15 protein-coding genes and 1 other annotated feature (1 of these 16 only partly in view) are annotated in these 19,936 nt (G+C 56.6%); of the genes, 14 read left to right on the top strand and 1 reads right to left on the bottom strand.

Features of this window, described 5'->3' with window-relative positions; genetic code table 11:
- Window positions 1–17 precede the first annotated feature (17 nt).
- The 5 genes from BMW84_RS10885 to BMW84_RS10865 all read left to right on the top strand — a co-directional run bounded on the left by BMW84_RS10885 (window position 18) and on the right by BMW84_RS10865 (window position 10,200).
- Window positions 18–1,751, top strand: coding sequence for a right-handed parallel beta-helix repeat-containing protein (locus tag BMW84_RS10885; RefSeq protein WP_091067656.1), 1,734 nt, complete (start codon window positions 18–20; stop codon window positions 1,749–1,751).
- A 53-nt stretch (window positions 1,752–1,804) separates the two neighbouring features.
- Window positions 1,805–4,189, top strand: coding sequence for a glycoside hydrolase family 95 protein (locus BMW84_RS10880; RefSeq protein ID WP_091067653.1), 2,385 nt, complete (start codon window positions 1,805–1,807; stop codon window positions 4,187–4,189).
- 54 nt (window positions 4,190–4,243) lie between these two features.
- The gene (locus BMW84_RS10875) at window positions 4,244–6,568 is read left to right on the top strand and encodes a glycoside hydrolase family 95 protein (protein ID WP_091067652.1); all 2,325 of its coding nucleotides are present in this window, start codon (window positions 4,244–4,246) and stop codon (window positions 6,566–6,568) included.
- Between the two features lie 340 nt (window positions 6,569–6,908).
- Window positions 6,909–9,416 carry a glycoside hydrolase family 38 N-terminal domain-containing protein gene (locus BMW84_RS10870; RefSeq protein WP_091067649.1) on the top strand — a complete coding sequence of 836 codons (2,508 nt, stop codon included), beginning with the start codon at window positions 6,909–6,911 and terminating at the stop codon, window positions 9,414–9,416.
- Window positions 9,403–10,200: a DsbA family protein gene (locus BMW84_RS10865; RefSeq protein ID WP_091067647.1), complete on the top strand. Its 798-nt coding sequence runs from the start codon at window positions 9,403–9,405 to the stop codon at window positions 10,198–10,200. Before BMW84_RS10870 ends, BMW84_RS10865 begins: the two co-directional genes overlap by 14 nt.
- Before the next feature lie 742 nt (window positions 10,201–10,942).
- On the opposite strand, the gene mnmA is transcribed toward BMW84_RS10865, so the two are convergent.
- Window positions 10,943–12,061 carry a tRNA 2-thiouridine(34) synthase MnmA gene (mnmA, locus tag BMW84_RS10860; RefSeq protein WP_175498735.1) on the bottom strand — a complete coding sequence of 373 codons (1,119 nt, stop codon included), beginning with the start codon at window positions 12,059–12,061 and terminating at the stop codon, window positions 10,943–10,945.
- Window positions 12,062–12,350: 289 nt separating this feature from the next.
- Between mnmA and BMW84_RS10855 the strand changes: the two genes are divergently transcribed.
- From BMW84_RS10855 to BMW84_RS10815, 9 genes are all read left to right on the top strand, one after another.
- On the top strand, window positions 12,351–12,770 hold the full coding sequence (locus BMW84_RS10855; RefSeq protein WP_091067645.1) for a cysteine metabolism transcriptional regulator CymR: 420 nt from the start codon (window positions 12,351–12,353) through the stop codon (window positions 12,768–12,770).
- A 192-nt stretch (window positions 12,771–12,962) separates the two neighbouring features.
- A complete protein-coding gene (locus BMW84_RS10850; RefSeq protein ID WP_091067641.1) occupies window positions 12,963–14,120 on the top strand; it encodes a cysteine desulfurase family protein in 1,158 nt (385 codons plus the stop codon).
- A gap of 58 nt (window positions 14,121–14,178) precedes the next feature.
- Complete coding sequence (locus tag BMW84_RS10845) at window positions 14,179–14,700, top strand: PRC-barrel domain-containing protein (RefSeq protein WP_091067639.1); 522 nt, start codon at window positions 14,179–14,181, stop codon at window positions 14,698–14,700.
- A 14-nt stretch (window positions 14,701–14,714) separates the two neighbouring features.
- On the top strand, window positions 14,715–14,924 hold the full coding sequence (locus BMW84_RS10840; RefSeq protein ID WP_091067636.1) for a hypothetical protein: 210 nt from the start codon (window positions 14,715–14,717) through the stop codon (window positions 14,922–14,924).
- Window positions 14,925–15,162: 238 nt separating this feature from the next.
- A complete protein-coding gene (locus BMW84_RS10835; protein ID WP_091067634.1) occupies window positions 15,163–16,230 on the top strand; it encodes an AI-2E family transporter in 1,068 nt (355 codons plus the stop codon).
- A gap of 211 nt (window positions 16,231–16,441) precedes the next feature.
- Window positions 16,442–16,912, top strand: coding sequence for a nuclear transport factor 2 family protein (locus tag BMW84_RS10830; protein ID WP_254772919.1), 471 nt, complete (start codon window positions 16,442–16,444; stop codon window positions 16,910–16,912).
- Window positions 16,913–16,984: 72 nt separating this feature from the next.
- Entirely contained in the window at window positions 16,985–17,569 is a 585-nt protein-coding gene (locus tag BMW84_RS10825; protein ID WP_091067632.1) for a TetR/AcrR family transcriptional regulator, read from the top strand.
- 103 nt (window positions 17,570–17,672) lie between these two features.
- On the top strand, window positions 17,673–19,103 hold the full coding sequence (locus BMW84_RS10820; protein ID WP_091067630.1) for an MFS transporter: 1,431 nt from the start codon (window positions 17,673–17,675) through the stop codon (window positions 19,101–19,103).
- A 31-nt stretch (window positions 19,104–19,134) separates the two neighbouring features.
- On the top strand, window positions 19,135–19,830 hold the full coding sequence (locus BMW84_RS10815) for a hypothetical protein (protein ID WP_091067627.1): 696 nt from the start codon (window positions 19,135–19,137) through the stop codon (window positions 19,828–19,830).
- Between the two features lie 72 nt (window positions 19,831–19,902).
- Window positions 19,903–19,936, top strand: a binding site (T-box leader); it runs 215 nt beyond the window's last position.

Genomic DNA, 19,936 nt, shown 5'->3' with positions numbered 1-19,936 from the left:
GAAAGGAGGAATCTGCGATGTGCGGAACGGGGAATGAAATGCTCCCGCTCGTGCTTACGCTGAGCGATTTTGGCATTCTGCCGGACAGCGATATGGATGCGCAGCCGGCGATGCGGCTGGCGCTGGAAGCGGCTGCGATGGCCGGCGGGCCGGTGGTGCTGGACTGTCCTCCGGGCGTGTATCAATTTTATCCCGAAGCGGCGATCCGCTTGCCATACCATATCTCCAATACAGCCAGCGAGGAAGAACGGCGGGATGTGCTTAAGACGATCGGACTACACTTCAAGGATTTGCGGCATCTGACGCTGGAGGGAAACGGCTCGCTGTTTATTTTCCATGGCAAACAGACCATGTTTGTACTGGACGGCTGCATTGGGGTAGAGATCCGCAATGTGTATGTGGATTATGCCTGTCCGACCGTAACGGAAATGACAGTTATCGATGCCGGCGACGGCTATTTGGACGTTTCAGTGCATCCGGATTCCCGCTATGAACTGAGCAACGGGCGCGTGGACTGGGTCGGTGAAGGCTGGCGCTTTACGGAAGGGCCGATGCAGGTATACGACCCCGCCGGTAATATCACCTGGCGAACCGACAACCGGCTGGAGCGCGCGAGTTATGCCGAAGAACTGGAGCCGGGACGCTTGCGCCTGCATGTAGATCCAGGGCCGGATATTGCAGCCGGAATGGTCCTGCAGGCGCGGGACGGCATCCGCGATCAGGCCGGTGTCTTCATTACGGGCAGCACAAATATCCGCTTTACGGCCTGCGGCCTGCATTTTATGCACGGGCTCGGTATCGTCGGCCAATTCAGCCGCGATCTGAGCTTCCGGCAGCTGGCGCTGGCGCCGCGCCCGGAGACCGGGCGTACCGTGGCCGGCTTCGCCGATTTTATTCATCTCTCCGGCTGCCGGGGCAAAGTGGAGATTACGGATTGCCGGTTTACCGGCGCGCATGACGATGCGGTCAATGTGCACGGCACGTATTTGCGCATTGTCGGACGCCCTGCGGATAATCAGGTTCGCGTGCGGTTTATGCACCCGCAGACGTATGGCTTTCAGCCCTTTTTTCCAGGGGATCAGATCGAATTCGTGGCGGCGGAGTCGCTGACCGCTTATGCGGAGGGCCGGGTGGAAGCCGTACAATGGCTGAATCCCCGCGAGCTGCTGCTGACCCTGGCTTCGCGGACCCCGCAGGACATCGGGCCGCAAGATGTGATCGAGAATGTAACGTGGACGCCGGAGGTTGAGATCCGAAACAACTCATTCGAGCGTATACCGACGCGCGGCATTCTGATTTCGACCCGGCGCAGGACAGTGATTGCCGGGAACCGTTTTGAACGCATGCGGATGAGCGGAGTGCTGATTGCCGGGGACGCCGCTTCCTGGTATGAGTCCGGCGGCGTGCAGGATGTGGAGATTACGGACAATGTCTTCATTGAATGCGGCGGCATCGGCCAGCCGGTGATCAACATCGCGCCGGAGAATTCCGTACGGAGCGACGGAACGCCGGTGCACCGCAACATTGCGATTTGCGGCAACGATTTTAAACTGAGCCACTCTTGCATCTTAAACGCCAAAAGCACGCAAGGGCTTTTGTTCAGGGACAACGCCATTTGGGTGGCGGAACAGGCACAGCTTCCGCAGCCGGAAGAAGCCTTCCGGTTGACGGCATGCCGCAATACGGAGTTTAGCGACAACCGCTGGACCGTCAAGGGTGAGACCGTTTCGCCATGGCCTGAACAGCGCTAGTGAACCACGCTAAGCATCAGAGAAGACTTACGTCATCGGGAGGAAAGAAATCTATGAAGCTTATATATGATAAGCCCGCCTCGGTCTGGACGGAAGCGCTGCCGGTCGGCAACGGCCGCCTGGGCGGTATGATCTATGGCGGTGTGGAGCGGGAGGTCGTTGGCCTGAACGAGGACACCCTATGGTCCGGTTATCCTCGGGAAGGTAACAACCCCGGCGCACAGGAAGTTCTGCCGGAGATCCGCGAGCGGGTACGGCAAGGGCGCTACATCGAGGCCGATGCGCTTGGCCGGCGCATGTTGGGGCCATACACTCAGTCCTATCTCCCGTTCGGGGAGCTGCTGATCCGTTTCGAGCACGGAGACGTGAGCCGCGATTACCGGCGTACGCTTGACCTCGAAGATGCCATACACCGTGTTGCCTATGCAGTGGGCGGCGTAACGTATACGCGCGAAATGTTCGCGTCCCACCCGGATCAGGTGCTGGTGCTGCGGCTGGCGGCCGGCGCCCCCGGCAAGCTGAATTTCCATGCCCGGCTGGACAGTCCGCTGCGCCACCATACGCTGGCGGACGGCAGTGCCTTTGTCCTGCGGGGCACTGCGCCGGAGCATGTGGACCCGGGTTATTTCGCCACGGATGATCCGATCCGCTATGGCGATCCCGGGCAAAGCGAAGGTATGCGCTTTGAAGGCCGGATCGCCGTCCGGACGGAAGACGGCGAGGTTACCGTGGACGGGGACGGCATTCGCGTCCACGGCGCAAGCGCCGCGGTGCTGGTCTTCAGCGCGGCGACCAGCTTCAGCGGCTTCGACCGGCTGCCGGGCAGCCAGGGCCGCGATGAATCCGCGCTGGCGGCGGCGCTGCTGGAGCAGGCGCTGGCCCGGCCGTACAGCGAGCTGCTTCAGCGGCATCTCGCCGACTACCGGCCGCTAATCGGCCGGGTGAAGCTGAAGCTCGGCGATTCGCCTGCACCGGAGGACATGCCGACCGATCAGCGTATTGCGAAGCTGGGGGCGTTGGATCCCGGGCTGGCCGAGCTGCTGTTCCAATACGGCCGTTATCTGCTGATCGCCAGCTCCCGGCCGGGCACGCAGGCGGCCAATCTGCAGGGCATCTGGAATGCCGCCACCCGGCCGCCGTGGAGCAGCAATTATACCCTTAACATCAACACCGAGATGAACTATTGGCCGGCGGAGGTCTGCAACCTCGCCGAATGCCATGAGCCGCTGCTGTCGCTGATCGGCCGGCTCGCAGAGAACGGCGCGCGAACGGCTGCCGTGAACTATGGGGCCCGGGGCTGGACGGCGCATCACAATGCCGACATTTGGGGGCATACGGCCCCGGTTGGCCATTACGGCGACGGGGACCCGTCCTGGGCCTTCTGGCCGATGGGCGGCATCTGGCTAACCCAGCATTTATGGGAACATTATGCCTTCGGCGGCGATGAAGCCTACCTGCGTGACTATGCCTACCCGGTGATGAAAGAAGCGGCGCGGTTTGCCCTCGATTGGCTGCAAGATGACGGGCTGGGCCGGATGGTGACTTCGCCTTCCACCTCGCCGGAGCATAAATTCCGTACGCCGGAAGGCACGGCCGCGATCAGTGCCGGAGCGACCATGGATATCGCGCTGATTTGGGAGCTGTTCACGAACTGCCTGGAGGCGGAGGCTGTCCTCGGCGGCGACCCCGAGTTCCGCGCCGAAATAGAGCAGGCCAGAGCGCGGCTGCTGCCGCCGCAAATCGGCCGTTACGGCCAACTTCAGGAGTGGGCGCAGGACTTCGAGGATGAAGATCCTCACCACCGGCACACCTCCCATCTCGTCGGCGTCTATCCGGGACGCCAGCTCTCGCAGGAGGAGACGCCGGAGCTGTTCCGGGCGGCCCGGGTCTCGCTGCAGCGGCGCGGTGACGAAAGCACCGGCTGGAGCCTCGGCTGGCGCATCGCCCTGTGGAGCCGGTTCCGCGACGGCGAGCGCGCGCTGGCGCTGCTCGCCAACATGCTGCGGCTCGTCCGGGACGACGGCCGCGAGGTGTACAGCCACGGCGGGGGCGTGTATGCCAATCTGCTCGGGGCGCATCCCCCGTTCCAGATCGACGGCAACTTTGCCGCCTCGGCCGGGATCGCGGAGATGCTGCTGCAATCGCATCTCCCGTGGCTGGAGCTGCTGCCGGCCTTGCCGCAGCGCTGGGAGAGCGGCCATGCCGCGGGGCTGTGCGCCCGCGGCGGCTTCGAGGTCCATCTCCGCTGGAGCGGCGGCACGCTCGCCGAAGCGGAGATCGCCTCGAAGCTGGGGGCAGAATGCCGCGTTCGCGCCGGCATTCCGCTGGCTGTGACCTGCGAAGGACGGCAGGTCGCAGCCGAGACGGGGCCGGACGGCGTGCTCCGCTTCGCCACCGAACGCGGCAAGCGGTACGTGCTTGCCCCGGCAAACGCCTGATACCCGCTGCTCGTGGAGCGGGACAAAGCCTGTACATGTTTAGGAGGATGCAGGATGAACGAATATAAATTATGGTATGCCAAACCAGCGGAGAACTGGTCGCAGGGACTTCCGCTCGGCAACGGCAGAATCGGGGCCGTCGTCATGTCTTCGCCGCTGCGCGAGGTGTGGGAGATGAGCGAGGTGACCTTCTGGTCGGGCCGGGCAGAAGCCGTTCCCGGCCACGGCCGGGGCAAGGCAGCGCTGGCCGAGATGAGGGAGCGTTTTTTCGCCGGCGATTATGCCGGAGGGGACCGGCTAGCCAAACAATATCTGATGCCGGTCAAACCGAATTTCGGCACCCACTTGGGTTTATGCCGGATCACGCTTGATTTTGCGGATATCCATAGACCGCGCCTTGCCGGAGACGATTTCCGGCGGGAGCTCGATCTGGGTCAGGCGCTGGCGCGGAGCGTCACGCGGACGAAAGGCGGCTGGCTCAAGCGTGAACTGTTCGCTTCCCATCCGGGAGATGTGGTAGCGGCACGGATTTGGGGGGAGTCGCCGGGAAGCGTCTCGTTTACGCTCAAGCTGGAGGGAATCACGGAGTTGTTCGAGGCGCGGGCTGCTGCGCCGGATACGCTGGAATTCAGCGCCCAGGCGACGGAACGCGTCCACAGTAACGGCGAATGCGGCGTCCGGAGCCAAGGCCGGCTCAAGGTCGCGGCCTCCGGCGGCCGCGTGGAATCAAGCGCAGATGGGCTGAAGGTTACCGGTGCGGATGAAGCATGGATTTACTTTGCCGTGGCTACCGACTACCGGAAGGATGAAACGAACTGGGCTGAAGAGAGTAAAGCGGCGCTTGCCGCAGCCTTGGACAGGGGCTATGAACGGCTGCGCGGGGAGCATATTGCCGACCACCGCCGGGAATTCGGCAAAATGGATCTTGAACTGGGCCAATCTCTGCAGGCCGGCCTGCCGACGGATGAACGGATGCGGAAGCTGCGCCTGCGAGAAGGGGAGGACCCGCAGCTCTTTGCTTTGTTTTTGCAGTACGGGCGTTATTTGACGATTGCCGGCTCGCGTGCCGATTCTCCGCTGCCGCTGCATCTGCAGGGCATCTGGAATGACGGGGAAGCTTGCCGGATGGGTTGGAGCTGCGATTATCATCTCGACGTGAACACGCAGATGAATTATTACCCTACCGAGGCCATCGGCCTTGGCGACAGCCATCTGCCGCTGATGGCGTACATTGAGGATCTGGCCCAGGCGGGCCGGGCAGCGGCACGGGATTTTTACGGCTCCCCGGGCTGGGTAGCCCACGTATTCTCCAATGCATGGGGCTTTGCGGCTCCGGGCTGGGATACGTCCTGGGGGCTAAATGTCACCGGCGGCCTATGGCTGGCAACGCATATGATGGAGCATTTCCGCTACAGCCGCGACGGGGAATTTCTGAAGAATCACGCCTATCCTGTGCTGAAAGAGGCGGCGGTTTTTTTCCTGGACTATATGGTCCTCCATCCGAAATACGGGTGGCTCGTCACCGGGCCGTCCAATTCGCCGGAAAACCACTTCTATCCGGACGGGCCGGAATCCGGCGTTCAGCAGCTCTCGATGGGCACGACGATGGACCAGGAGCTGGTGCGCGAGCTGTTTGAATTTTGCCGGGAGGCCGCCGAGCTGCTCGGCGTGGACGAGGATTTCCGCAAGAAGCTGGAGGAGGCGGTCCGCAAGCTTCCTCCGCTGCAAATCGGCAGCCGCGGACAATTGCAGGAATGGCTGGAGGATTATGACGAGGCGCAGCCGGAACACCGTCATTTTTCGCATCTGTACGCGCTGTATCCCGGCACCCAGATCACCCCCGAAGACACCCCTGAGCTCGCCGCGGCCATGCGGGTAACTTTGGAAAACCGGATGGCGCAGGATGAGCTGGAGGATGTGGAATTTACCGCCGCGCTGTTTGCGCTCGGCTTCGCAAGGCTGCATGACGGAGAAAAAGCGTTCCGCCATGTGTCCCACCTGATTGGCGAGCTCTGCTTCGACAACCTGCTGTCCTTCTCCAAATCGGGAATCGGCGGGGCGGAGACGAATATCTTCGTCATCGACGGCAATTTCGGCGGCACGGCGGCGATGGCGGAAATGCTGCTGCAAAGCCATGCCGGAGGCATTCATCTGCTGCCTGCGCTTCCCGTTGCCTGGGGGACGGGCAAGGCGGCGGGGCTGCGTGCCAAAGGCAATGCCGAAGTCGACATCGCCTGGGCGAACGGAGAACTGACCGGAGCGGTGATCCGGACGCAGCTTGCCGGGCCGGTAGCGGTGTGCTGCGGTGGACGGAGAACGGTGCTGGCGACGGAGGCGGGCGGCGTATACACGCTGAACGCGCAGCTGCAGCTTCAATGATCCGATTCCCTATTATGAACAAGCAGGCGGGTTCCCGGGCGGGATCCGCCTGCTTTTTCTTGCGGCCGCATTCCCGGCTTGGTTAAGCAGCGCTCATCCGCTACGTGTTCCTGGACGAAAATCGAGCTTGCGGACATCCTTCCGTTCCGATTGGGGGTATCCGCCGCGGGAGGCATCCGCTTACCGGTACCCCCGCAGCGGTAAAGTACGTCTCCCTGCGGGAGAAACGTACGCCCAAAGCCCAAGTGTACCTTTACGGTACCCGGAGCAAGACGCTACCATCGTTATAGAAAGCGCTAACATCACGGAATATAGGCTACAGCAATGAAGGGGGAACATGATGAAGACGCTATATTTGCTCAGCAACGCTCATCTTGATCCGGTATGGCAATGGGAATGGGAGGAAGGCGCGGCTGCCGCCGTATCCACGTTCCGGGCGGCTGCCGGATTTTGCGAAGATTATGACGGATACATTTTTAATCACAACGAAGTCATCCTGTACCAGTGGATCGAAGAATACGAGCCGGCGTTGTTCGCCCGCATTCAGCGGCTGGTGAAGCAGGGCAGATGGCATATCATGGGCGGCTGGTATTTGCAGCCGGACTGCAACATGCCGTCGGGCGAATCGTTCGTGCGCCAGATGTTGGCGGGCCGGAGCTATTTCCGCGAAAAATTCGGCGTGCGGCCGACGACGGCGATCAATTTCGACTCCTTCGGCCACAGCCGGGGGCTGGTACAGATTATGCAGCAGGCGGGCTATGACTCGTACATCTTTATGCGTCCCGACGAGCATGCGGGGCTGCCCGGGCAGGATTTCATCTGGGAGGGATTTGCCGGCAGCCGCGTGATGGCGCATAAAATCGGCGAAGCCTACCATTCGGCACTCGGCAAAGCCGACGAGAAGATCGCCGCCTGGCTTGCCAAACACGCGGAGGAACCGATCGGCCTGCTGCTGTGGGGCGTCGGCAACCACGGCGGCGGGCCGTCCCGGCTTGATTTGGACCGCATTGCGGCAAGAATGGAGCGGCCGGAAGGCTTCCGGCTGGTGCATGCGACGCCGGAGCAGTATTTTGCCGCGCTGCCGGAAGCGAAGGAGCTGCCGCGGTACGCGGGGGATCTCAATCCCCGGTTTGTCGGCTGCTATACTTCGATGATCCGCATCAAGCAGAAGCACCGGCAGCTCGAAAACGAGCTGTTTATGACCGAGAAGATGCTTGCCGCAGCCCGGCTTCACGGCTTGCTCGCCTATCCGGCCCGCGATTTGGAGGAGGCGCAGCGCGACCTGCTGACATCCCAGTTCCACGATATTCTTCCGGGAACGTCGATTCAGCCTGCCGAGGAAGCTTCGCTGCTTCAGCTCGATCACGGCCTGGCGATTACCGCGCGGCTCAAAGCGCGGGCGTTTTTCGCTTTGGCCGCCGGACAGCCGCAGGCCGCGCCGAAGGAATATCCGATCCTGATTTATAACCCTCATCCGTATCCGGTTCGCGGCATCTTTGAATGCGAATTCATGCTGGAGGACCAGAACTGGCTGGAGCAGTTCTCGAATCCGGTTGTATATCAGGGCGGCAAACGGATTCCCTCGCAGGCAGAGAAGGAGCACAGCAACCTGAATCTCGACTGGCGCAAACGGGTTGTGTTCCAGGCGGAGCTGGCGCCGGCTTCGATGAACCGTTACGATTGCCGGATCGAGCTGCTGGATCGCAAGCCGGTACCGGTGCTGCAAGCGCAGAATGGCGTTTTTCACTTCCGCACGGAACAATTGTCCGTCAAGATCAATGCCGCGACCGGTTTGATGGACGAATATTCTGCAGGCGGGGTGTCCTATCTCCAGCCGGGCGCTTTCGCCCCTCTGGCCGTCGCCGACAACGAAGACCCGTGGCGGATGGACACCGATGAATTCCGCGAGGTTGTTGGCCGGTTTACGTTGATGGATGAACGGGAGGGCAGCTTTTTTTCCGGCGTGAAGGAGACGATCCCTTCCGTTCGCGTCATTGAAGATGGCGAGGTGCGGACGGTTGTCGAAGCCGTGCTGCATTATAATGATTCGCGCCTGTGCCTCACCTATAAGCTGCCGAAGCAAGGCACGGAAATCGAAGTCTACGCCCGCGTCTACTGGAATGAAAAAGACCGCATGCTCAAGCTGTCGATCCCGACCGTCCTGAGGGATGCCGGGTATGCCGGCCAGACCGCATTCGGCGTGCAGGAGCTGGCAGTGAACGGCCGGGAGGCCGTCGCGCAAAAATGGACCGCCCTGCAATCCGCTTCGCAAGGGCATATGCTGACCGTGATCAACGACGGGATTTACGGCTCCGATTGCTGCGATGGCGAAATTCGCTTATCCCTGCTGCGCGGGGCCGGCTATTGCGCCCACCCGATCGGCGACCGGCCGATTCTGCCGCAGGACCGGTTTTTGCCGAGGATCGACCAGGGCGAGCGCTGCTATACCTTTTGGTTGAACGCCGGACCGCTGGAAGAGCGGTCGCGCCAGGTTGACCGGGAAGCTTTGGCGCATGGAGAGCGCCCGTTTGCGCTGTCGTATTTTCCGTCGGGGGAAGGAGAGCTTCCGGGAACGGCAATCGAATTGAGCGATGAAGCAGTGCAGCTAAGCGCCTTCAAAAAAGAGCAGTCCGGAGAAGGTTATATCGTGCGCCTGTTCGAGCCGACCGGGTATCCCCGTGGCACGGAATTGACAGTACCGCTGCTCGGCGTCAGGGAGAATGTGGAGCTGAAAGGGTTTGAAATTGTCACTTTACGGATCGATCCCCGGAACGGGACGGTCACGCGAGTCGGCATTTGCGAAGAATCAATCAATGATGGAGGTATGACTGCCCATGGCCAAAACTAAACCGAACCAAGCGAAAACGAACCGCCCCAATCCGAACCCTTCAGGAACAGGCCAAGCCAAAAGGCCCCATCCGAAACCGGCACGGACATCCAACCGTTTCTTCGTGATTGCCACCCTGGCGGTCAGCGTCGTTGTGCTGGCGGTTTCGCTGGTCTTTCTGAAGAACTCGGAGGCGTCCTCCGGGCTGTCCGATTTGCCCAACTATACGGAAATTCGCGGCGATTATGATGCCAACGGGCTGAAATACGAGAAGCAGCCCCATCTCGGTGAAGCCTCGGCCAAAGTAAAGGTCATCGAATTCGCGGACTTCAAATGTCCGGCCTGCAAGAAGTGGAAGGAGACGTACTTCGAGCAGTTTAAAAAGGACTACGTCGACACCGGCAAGGTGGAGCTTTTTTTCGCCAATTTTGCGTTCATTGACCGGGATTCCATCATGGCCGCCAGTGCCGGAGAAGCGATCGCCGCGCAGAATAACGATAAGTTCTGGGAGTTTATGAGCAAGCTGTACGACCATCAAGGCGATGAGACGAAAATTTGGGCCACGCCGGACTTCCTGCTTGATTTTGTGAAAAAGAACATTTCCGGCATCGACCAAGACCGCTTCGCCGCCGATCTCAACAATCACACCTATATGCTGGCGGTCAAAGAGGACTTTAAAACAGCGGGCAATTACGGGGTGAACGGCACGCCGCAATTTATGGTGAACGGCAAGCTGGTGAAGGGCGGTGCGTACGCTGATCTGACGGCGGCGATCGACGCCGAGCTGGCGGCGGACGGGAATTAAGGCACGGGTATGCCGTATGGGAGAAGCTTGAACATTTAGTAGGAAAACATCCCTCTAATTTCAGCGAAACCTCTGGTTTTTGCGATTTAGAGGGAGATCATCCCACTAATTCGGCCAATATTCTCACTTTGCCAGGTTTGTGACCCAATTAGTAGGAGGAAATCCCACTAATTGATCTAGCGAGATCGTACAATTAAAATAGTGGGATGTTTTCCCACTATTTTCTGCAGGAATGCGGGAGAGCCGGAGAAGTAGCGGCGAATTTTCCATGCGATCCAATGTGCGTAAGCGTGTGCGTCAAATATGTATGTTAAGCAAGCAAATCTCCTAAGCAAATGTTCCAAGCAAATGTCTTAGTCGCATATCTCAGTGCATCTACTTTGGCGCGTTACCAACACCGCTATCTAGTAGCTCTCTCAAGCTCTCAATAGTTCTCCCAAAAGCTCTCTCAAATAGATCGCTCCAATACTCTATCAACCAACTCTATCGCATCAAGCAAACTTTCTTGAATTCATCACTATAGTTACATATCCCTAGCGGACCACTCAACTTCATCTCTACTTCGCCTCCCAATCTTCAGCGGGACGGAGTTCAATCATGTCTTGCCCGCAACAGACACAAAAAAGCAAGCCCGCCCGGGCTTGCTTTTCGTATCTGTCGGTCGGATGCCGGACCGCGGTTCAGATGGGCGTTAGGAGAACGACTGAATCTCTTCCTGCCCGCACCATCAATCGGACACAGCTTACTGCGCCAGCGGTACCAGCTTTTCCGCCTTTTCGATCGTGCCGCCGCCGAGGCATTCTTCGCCGAGGTAGAACACGACGGCCTGGCCCGGAGTAATCGCTTTTTGCGGCACGTCAAACGCCACATGCACCGTACCGTCCGGCTGCGCGGTCAGCGTGACGCCTTGGTCCGGCTGGCGGTAGCGGAACTTGGCGGTGCATTTCAGGGTGCCGCCTTCCGGCATCGCTCCGGAAGTCCAGCTCAGGCTGGAGGCGATCAAGCCGGTGGAGTACAGGCTGTGATGCTTGTCGCCTTGCACGACGTACAGAATGTTGCGTTCCAGATCCTTTTCCGCGACAAACCACGGTTCGCCGTTGCCGGAGCCGCCGATGCCGAGCCCTTGGCGCTGGCCGAGCGTGTAGTACATCAGCCCGTCATGCCGGCCTTTGGTTTCGCCGGTCGCGATGTCGATCATCTCGCCGGATTGCGCCGGCAGATATTGGCTCAGAAATTCGCGGAAATTGCGTTCGCCGATGAAGCAGACGCCGGTGCTGTCTTTTTTCTTCGCGGTATACAGTCCGGCTTCTTCGGCGATGCGGCGCACTTCCGGCTTCGGCAGATGCCCGATCGGGAACATGGCCTTGGACAGCTGATACTGGTTGAGCGCATTGAGGAAATACGTTTGATCCTTGTTGCTGTCCACGCCGCGTAGCAGCTTGTACACGCCGTCCTCTTCGACGACGCGGGCGTAATGCCCGGTAGCGACATAATCGGCCCCGAGCTGCAGCGCTTTGTTCAGGAATTCCCCGAACTTGATTTCGCGGTTGCACATCACGTCGGGATTCGGTGTGCGTCCGGCTTTGTATTCGTCAAGGAAGTAGGTAAAGACCTTATCAAAGTATTCCTTCTCGAAGTTTACGGTATAGTAAGGAATGTCGATCTGCTCGCAGACGCGGCGGACATCCTCGGCATCGCTCTCGGCCGTGCAAACGCCGAATTCGTCGGTGTCGTCCCAGTTTTTCATAAAAATCCCGATGACGTCGTAGCCCTGCTGCTTCAGCAGAAGCGCCGTAACGGAGGAATCGACTCCTCCGGACATGCCGACGACGACACGGGTATCCTGATTCGCTTTGGTCAATGGTATCACCGTTTTCTATGCAGAAAATACCGGAATGCGAGACACACCCGGCTCATTCAACATTATATCATACCTGTCCATACCTCAAACGGCGCGTTGCCCCAAAAAACGCGTTTAGACCGCTTTCATGGGCAATTTTTTTGCTTTTGTCCTTCCACCGCGAACAAATTTGCAAAAAGTTAGGCATTTCGCTCCAAATTGAATAAAGGATATGGTAACATAAGCAGAGAGCGAACATCGGAATACATTGAAATGGACATACTGCAATATATTTGAAAGAGGTGCCCCTTTGAAAATATCGACAAAAGGACGTTACGGATTAACCATCATGATGGAGCTGGCCCATAAATTCGGCGAAGGACCGACTTCCTTGAAGAGCATCGCCGAGAAAAACGGCCTCTCCGAGCATTATCTGGAGCAGCTCATCGCGCCGCTGCGCAATGCCGGGCTCGTGAAGAGCATCCGCGGCGCTTACGGAGGCTACATTCTGTCCCGCGAAGCCGAAGGCATTACCGCCGGAGACATTATCCGCGTGCTTGAAGGTCCTATCTCGCCGGTCGATTTCACCGAAGAGGATGACCCGGCCAAACGCGATTTGTGGCTGCGCATCCGCGACAGCATTGCGGGTGTCCTGGACTCGACCACACTGAACGACCTGATCACCTTTCAGGACGACCATCATGCGGACGACTATATGTTCTATATCTAGATAAGCACAAGCCAAGGCTCCCCAAGGGAGCTTTGTTGCATTTCTACCTATTCATAGGGTTTCTTTTTTGAGAATGATTACAATATTGTGTTTTTTATCCGGTAGCAAACCGCTGGGTGCAGCGGTATAATCGAATAGCTTGCAACATGTTGAATTCCTGAATTTAACTTTCAAGAAGTGGAGAATAGGGCGATGAAACCGATCTATCTGGACCATGCCGCCTCCACGCCGGTTCATCCGGAGGTGGCGGAGGTCATTTACCATATGCTGACCGGGCAATACGGCAACGCCTCAAGCGTGCATCAATTCGGCCGGGCAGCCAAAAAAGTCGTAAACGGGGCGCGCGATGAAATCGCGGGCTTGCTTCGCTGTGCGCCCGATGAATGGGTGTTCACGAGCGGCGGCACCGAAAGCGATAACCTGGCGTTATTCGGCGCGGCTTATGCCGGAGCAGTGAGCGGCAAGGGCAAACATGTGATCACGACGGCGATTGAGCATCATGCTGTACTACATAGCTGCGAAGAGCTGGAGAAGGAAGGTTTCGAAGTTACCTATCTCCCCGTGGACCGGACCGGCCGCGTCAGCGTCTCCGAGGTGGAAGCGGCACTGCGCGAAGACACGGTGCTGATCAGCGTGATGTTTGCGAACAACGAGGTAGGCACCGTGCAGCCGATCGAAGAGATCGGGCGGCTCGCGGCAGAACGCGGCATTCTTTTTCACGTCGATGCGGTACAAGCTCTTGGCGCGCTGAAGATCGACCTGAGCGAACTTCCTGTCGATTACATGAGCTTTAGCGCGCATAAGCTGGGCGGTCCCCAGGGCATCGGCGGACTGTACGTCCGGCGCGGCGCCCCGCTGCATCCGCGTTCGCATGGCGGCTCGCAGGAGCGCGGCAGACGGGCCGGTACGGAGAGCCTCGCTGGGACGGCAGGTTTCGCCAGAGCCGTGCGGCTTGCGGTGAACGGCCTGGAAGCGCGGCGGGAGCATGCGTTTACGCTGCGCCATACGCTGCTTGAGCTGCTGAATAACAGTTTGGGTGAGGATGGATTTGTGATCAACGGGAATGAAACCCACTTTTTGCCGGGCATACTAAATGTAAGCTTCCCGGGGGTTCGCACGGACATCATGCTGATGAACCTCGATATGGAAGGGATCGCCGCTGCCAGCGGTTCCGCCTGTACGTCGGGTTCGCTCGAAATTTCATATGTGCTGAAGGCGATGCAGCTGCCGGAGCAACTTTTGGAATCGGCGATTCGTTTCAGCACCGGCCTGGGTAATACTAAGGAAGAAATTGAGTTTGCCGCAAAGAAACTTGAAACCATTGTGAAACGGCTGCGTACTAAAGAATAGGCTCCGCTTTCGGCCGCTTCGGTTCCATGATTTTTGGGCGTAAGGAGCTTGAACAGCCATGAAACTTCAAGATATGATCGGGCTTTCCGTCATCGAAGTCGAAGAAGGTCATGAAATTGGCAAAATTGCCGACATCATGGTCGATTCAAATTGGACGATTACGGGTATTGAACTGGAAAGCAAATCGTTCTTCTCCAGCCATGTGAAAGTTGTGGCATGGGAAGAGATTGTTGCTTACGGCGAAGATGCGGTGATGATCCGCAGTGCAACGTCCGTTGTGAAGGCTGACGCCGACGATGTGCCCCATACATTTCTATTAGGGAAAAACAAGCTGAAGGATTTGCAGGTAATCACCGCTTCCGGAACCATTCTGGGAAGAATATCCGATGTTTATTTTGACCAGAAATTGGGAAATACATTAATAGCGCTGGAAATCAGCGACGGGCTTGTAACGGATTTAATCGAAGGCCGCAAATGGCTGCCTTGTTCGGAGGAAATGTCCATCGGAGAGGAATCGGTTCTGGTTCCCGCGATGAGCGAAGAACGGCTACAGAAAGCCATTAATATTGTTAACGGATAGGTGGAATGTATAATATGAAGTGTCCAAACTGCGGTTCCAAGGATATCGGCAAGATTGGTTCACATCAGTTTTACTGCTGGGGCTGCTTTATCGAGCTTACGGTGAACGGTGAAAAAATGTCGGTTTACCAGGTGGAAGAAGACGGAACGCTCAGCTCGCTGGACGATCTGTTCTCGGGTGAGGAAATCGCCCAGGATTATCCGCAAATCCACGCCTCCTCCTAACAGAAGTTATTAGATCTGTGACCTGACCGATACATAGACGGGCGGACGAACGTCTGTTTTCTAAATAAAGAAGCGCCAATTTCCTTACGGCAAGACTTTGCCGGGGGTTATTGGCGCTTTTTGTTTTTTTCTGAATCTCATCCAGAGTTTCGCCTTGTTGGGATTAATTTGCGGCCGGTTTACGCATACTTAGGTACGAAGCAAGTCCAGTCCGGAAGAACCGCAGGAGGGGAACCCAATGGGGCAATGGCTTGAAGGCAAGTGGCTGCGCGGGATGGTCGGCGTGCTGCTGGGCCTGATGATCTTGTATTTGATTTGGCAGCTCCGTCCGATGCTGGGCGGGATTTTTTCGTTTCTGAAAGCCATTCTGGCGCCGTTTCTGGCGGCGATGATTCTTTCGTATGTGCTGAATCCGGTGGTAACCATGCTGTCCCGGCGAAAAATGCCGCGCGGTGTTGCTGTTCTGCTCATCTATACCGTTTTTTTGATGGCGCTTGCGGTAGTGGCGGTCAACCTGATCCCGATGTTCATGGAACAGCTGGCGGAGCTGAACGAGCATCTGCCGGAAATGACGCTGCATGCGCAAGGTCTGATGAAAGGCATGAATTCCCGCCTCATTCCGCCGGGAGTTTCCCTGGGGATGAACAACTGGTTTTATCAGCTGGAGAACCGGCTGGCGCAAGGCATCTCCCATTTTCTCGACCATATCGGCTCGACCATCGGGATGCTGTTCGACGCATTTATCGTGCCGTTCCTGGTGTTCTATATTTTGAAGGATTTCGCGGTGTTCGAACGGATCATTGTATCCTGCCTGCCGCGCTCGCGCCGCAAGTCGATCCTCAAAATGCTGCGGGATATCGACGATGCACTGGGCAATTATATCCGCGGCCAGTTCCTCGTCTGCCTCATCATCGGCGGGCTGGCCTATATTGGCTACATCCTGATCGGTATGCCGTATGCTCTGCTGTTTGCAAGCGTGGTCGCGGTATTCAACATCGTTCCCTATATGGGACCTTTTCTCGGGGCGGCTCCGGCGATCGTGATGGCTTCGACGGTCTCGCTGCGCCTGGTGCTGCTGGTAGCGGTGGTGAATACCGCTTGCCAGACGCTCGAAGGGAACGTCATCTCCCCGCAGGTGGTGGGCAAAAGGCTGCATCTGCATCCGCTGCTGATAATTTTCGCGCTGCTGGTCGGCGGCGAGGTCGCGGGAATACTGGGGCTGATCCTGGCCGTTCCGTGCTTTGCGGCGGGAAAAGTCGTGATCCAGCATCTGATCTCCTACTATATCCGGCGAAAACCGGCCTGATTGCGCGGAATCATCCGCTTTCCTGGGGGAGGTTAAGTGAGGAAGAGAGGTCAGGAAAAAAATAAAAAATAATTCTTGACCGTTCAGTCCGAAAATGCTAAGATGAACTCATCAAGCGAAAGGAGCAAGGGAAATAAGGAAGAAGTAATGAAGCAGATATTTTTTTTAAATATTCCGGACTGAACAGTCAAATTAATCGGAGGGATTATCTATGTTGAATCAACAAACTACTGAAAAGCAAGAAATGCAGCAAGCCATTCGCGAGCAAGCGCAAGAAACATTCCGTAACCACCTCAAATATTTATCCGGAGGCAATATCGAAGCTTGGGTCGGCCTATGGCAGGAAGACGGCGTGCTGGAGTTCCCGTACGGACCGGCAGGGTTCCCAGACCGCAAGCAAGGCAAAGCCGAGCTCTTCGAATACATGCAGAACTTCCCGAAGCACTTCGAAGTGGAATTCACGGATCTTGTCTTCCATCCGGCACAGGATCCGGAGCTGACGATCGCGGAATTCAAGTCCGTGGGTAAGCACCGCGAGACTGGCAAGCCCTATAACCAAACCTACATTAGCGTTGTACGTACGAACAATGGGCTTATCGAAAGCTATCGCGATTTCTGGAATCCGCTGGTTGCCATCGAATCTGTAGGCAGTGTAACTGATGCGGTGCGGTTTTCCGAATAGATTCATGGATCTAATTCTTGACTGAACGATCTGTTAAGGGTAGTATGGGGACGAGGAAAGGAGTGATCCCACATGGCAAGAAGCAAAGAATTCGACATGAACCTGGTCCTGCATAAAGCGATGGAAGTGTTCGGTCATTACGGATACGAGGGAACGTCTCTTCCCATTCTACTTGAAGGGCTGGGCATCGCTCGGCAGAGCCTATACGATACGTACGGCACGAAGAAGGATCTCTTCATCAAGGCCGTGAAGCATTACGTAAATGAGAAATCATCCGCTGTTGTCGTTCATTTGGAGAAATCGGAGTCCGTCAAGGAAGCGATCCATGCGATCTTCCGGGAAATCGTCTTTGTCCTTCAAGATGAGGAGCGGCGCAAGGAATGCTTTATTCTATACAGCGCCATCGATCAAGTCCCTCACGAGCCGGAGATTGCGGCCTTGTTCGAAGAGGATCGCACTCGACTAGAGCGTGCTTTCTATGAAGCGCTGGTAAGAGCCAAACAGAAGCAGGAGCTGAACACCGATCAGGACCTCCAGTCGTTGGCCCGGTATTTGTACCATTCGCGATATGCCTTGACGCAAGTGGCCAAGTTAACAAACGATCCTAAGGTGCTCGAAGAAATAACGACAATTACTCTGTCGACGCTGGAAGGCTGACTAGAGGGCTGGGGTGTTGCTCACCTCTCTGCTGCCCTTATCAGATCGTTCAGTCAAAAATATTATTTTTAGACCAAATAGTCCGAAAATGGAGGATGTAAAAATGAATAATGGCCGTTTCAAAGGGTTAGCGCTTCTTGTGCTCGCCATCTCCCAATTAATCATGGCGCTGGATTATACCATTATTTTTGTGGCAATGCCTTCTCTTGGCGAAGAACTGGGCTTCTCCGCCAACCATCTGCAATGGGTCGTAAGCGCGTATTCCCTGGTGTTCGGAGGGTTCCTGCTCATCGGGGGAAGACTCTCGGACTTGATGGGCAGACGGAGAATGTTTATGCTCGCCATGTCCCTGTTCGGATTAGGCTCGCTGCTTGGCGGGCTGGCTGATTCCCAGCTCATGTTGATCATTGCCAGAGGCTTGCAAGGTCTTGGCGGTGCCTTATTGTCGCCGGCAACTCTATCGCTGATTATGTCTAACTTTGAAGAGGGGGCTGAACGAAACCGGGCGATGGGCATTTGGGCTGCCATGGGTGGCGTAGGTATGTCGCTCGGCTTGCTGCTCGGTGGCGTACTCACCAGCTTTATCGGCTGGGAAGCGACGTTCTTCGTTAACGTGCCGATTGCTCTCCTCACCCTCTTTCTTGCTCCATTTGTGCTTAAGGAAAGCGCAACACCGAGCGGCCGCAAGCATTTCGACATCGCTGGAACGTCTACGGTTACCGCCGGAATGCTTCTCGTCGTGTACTATCTGATTCAGTCTCCTGTGGCGGGCTGGCTTAGCCCGAGCACCTTGCCATTCGTTATCATTGGAGCAATGCTTTTGGCCGCATTCGTCGTCATCGAGAAGCGCTCCAAAGAGCCGCTGATCAACTTCCGCATGTTCCGCAATCGTAATCTGAGCGGTGCCGCGCTTGTCGCGTTTCTTTTCTCCGCCTCGTTCGGCACGCTATACTACTTCCTGACGTTGTATACCCAGAACGTTCTGCATTTCTCAGCCATTCAGTCCGGGTTTACTTTTCTGCCGCTCACCCTTAGTGCATTCCTGGGAGCCAAACTCATCACGCCCATGCTGGCTAAGGTCGGAGTCGCTGGGACCATCGCATCGGGGATGGCGCTTGGAGGCATCGGCTTCCTGCTCTTGACCCAATTATCGGCTTCGGGCAACGCCTGGGGCGTAATTCCTGGTACAATTATCATTGGCCTCGGGCAAGCGCTTGTCTTTACAACCATGTTCATTGCAGGAAGTACGGGAGTCGATCCGAGTGAACAAGGGGTTACCTCCGCGGTAATCAACACCGGTCAGCAAATCGGTGGAGCCGTCGGGCTTGCAGTGATTATGGCTATTATCTCTGCTACCATGGGTTCTGACACAACGATGGAAACGATGAGTCCGGCTGCGCTAAATTCGTCTATCCATACTGCATTTATTGCCTCGGCAGTGGTTACGCTGATGGGTATATTAGTTACGTTCTTAGCCTTGAAACGAGCAGGAGGGGCTTCGGCAGAAGAAGGGAAGGTCATCGTAACACACTAATTTAATAGAACTGGGGGAATATCGACTCAAAATGACAAAAAGAATAGGCTGTTTGCATGCCCATTACTCCAATATTGAATATATGGAGCAGGCATTTGCTGAATACGACGTTGAATTCGTTCATTTTGTTGACCCTGCCTTAGTCATCAGAGTATCTTCCGATGAACATTTTAGTATGGAGAACGCCCAGGATCAGGTCCTGCGGCAGGTGGAGTGGATTGCCGGGAGCAAGGTGGATGCAATCCTCATTACCTGCACCAACTATATCGCTTTGCTCCAGGAAGACCGGCTCTCAACATCCATCCCGATTATAAAAATAGATGAACCCTTTTTCAGCTACCTATGCGCTCAGGAGCAGCCGCAAATCTTGCTTTTCACAAATCCTGCTACGGTTGAAGGCACAATGAATCGGCTTAATCGTTTTGCTCATGCACATGGGAAATCACCGCAGATCGAAGTTCAAATGATTGAAGATGCTTTTTCACTCCTCATGCAAGGCAAGAAAGAGGTTTACCTTAACGTGCTATCCAGGTATATGAAAGGGCTGATTGAATCGGAGAGCAACGGCAATGAGGCTGTGGCTGTGGCTGTCGCCCAGTTGTCTATGGTTGAAGCTGCCAGAACTATTTATAAGGAAACCAAGGTTAGGATCGGGAATCCCTTAGAGCCGCTTGTGGCGTATATGGAAGAGAACTTGCATTTAAGTTACCGTCAGAAAATGGCGTAAATCATAGCGGATTGACTGAACACGGCGAAATGATTATAATACAGTGTAATATTATGATTCCTGATGATGAATAACTGTTCGATGATGAGGAGTATTATTTCGTTGT

It is taken from the genome of Paenibacillus sp. NFR01, assembly GCF_900111565.1.
Classification (GTDB): Bacteria; Bacillota; Bacilli; order Paenibacillales; family Paenibacillaceae; genus Paenibacillus_AQ.
The sequence above is the reverse complement of the archived record's forward strand: the minus strand, read 5'-3'. Positions and strand labels throughout refer to the sequence as shown.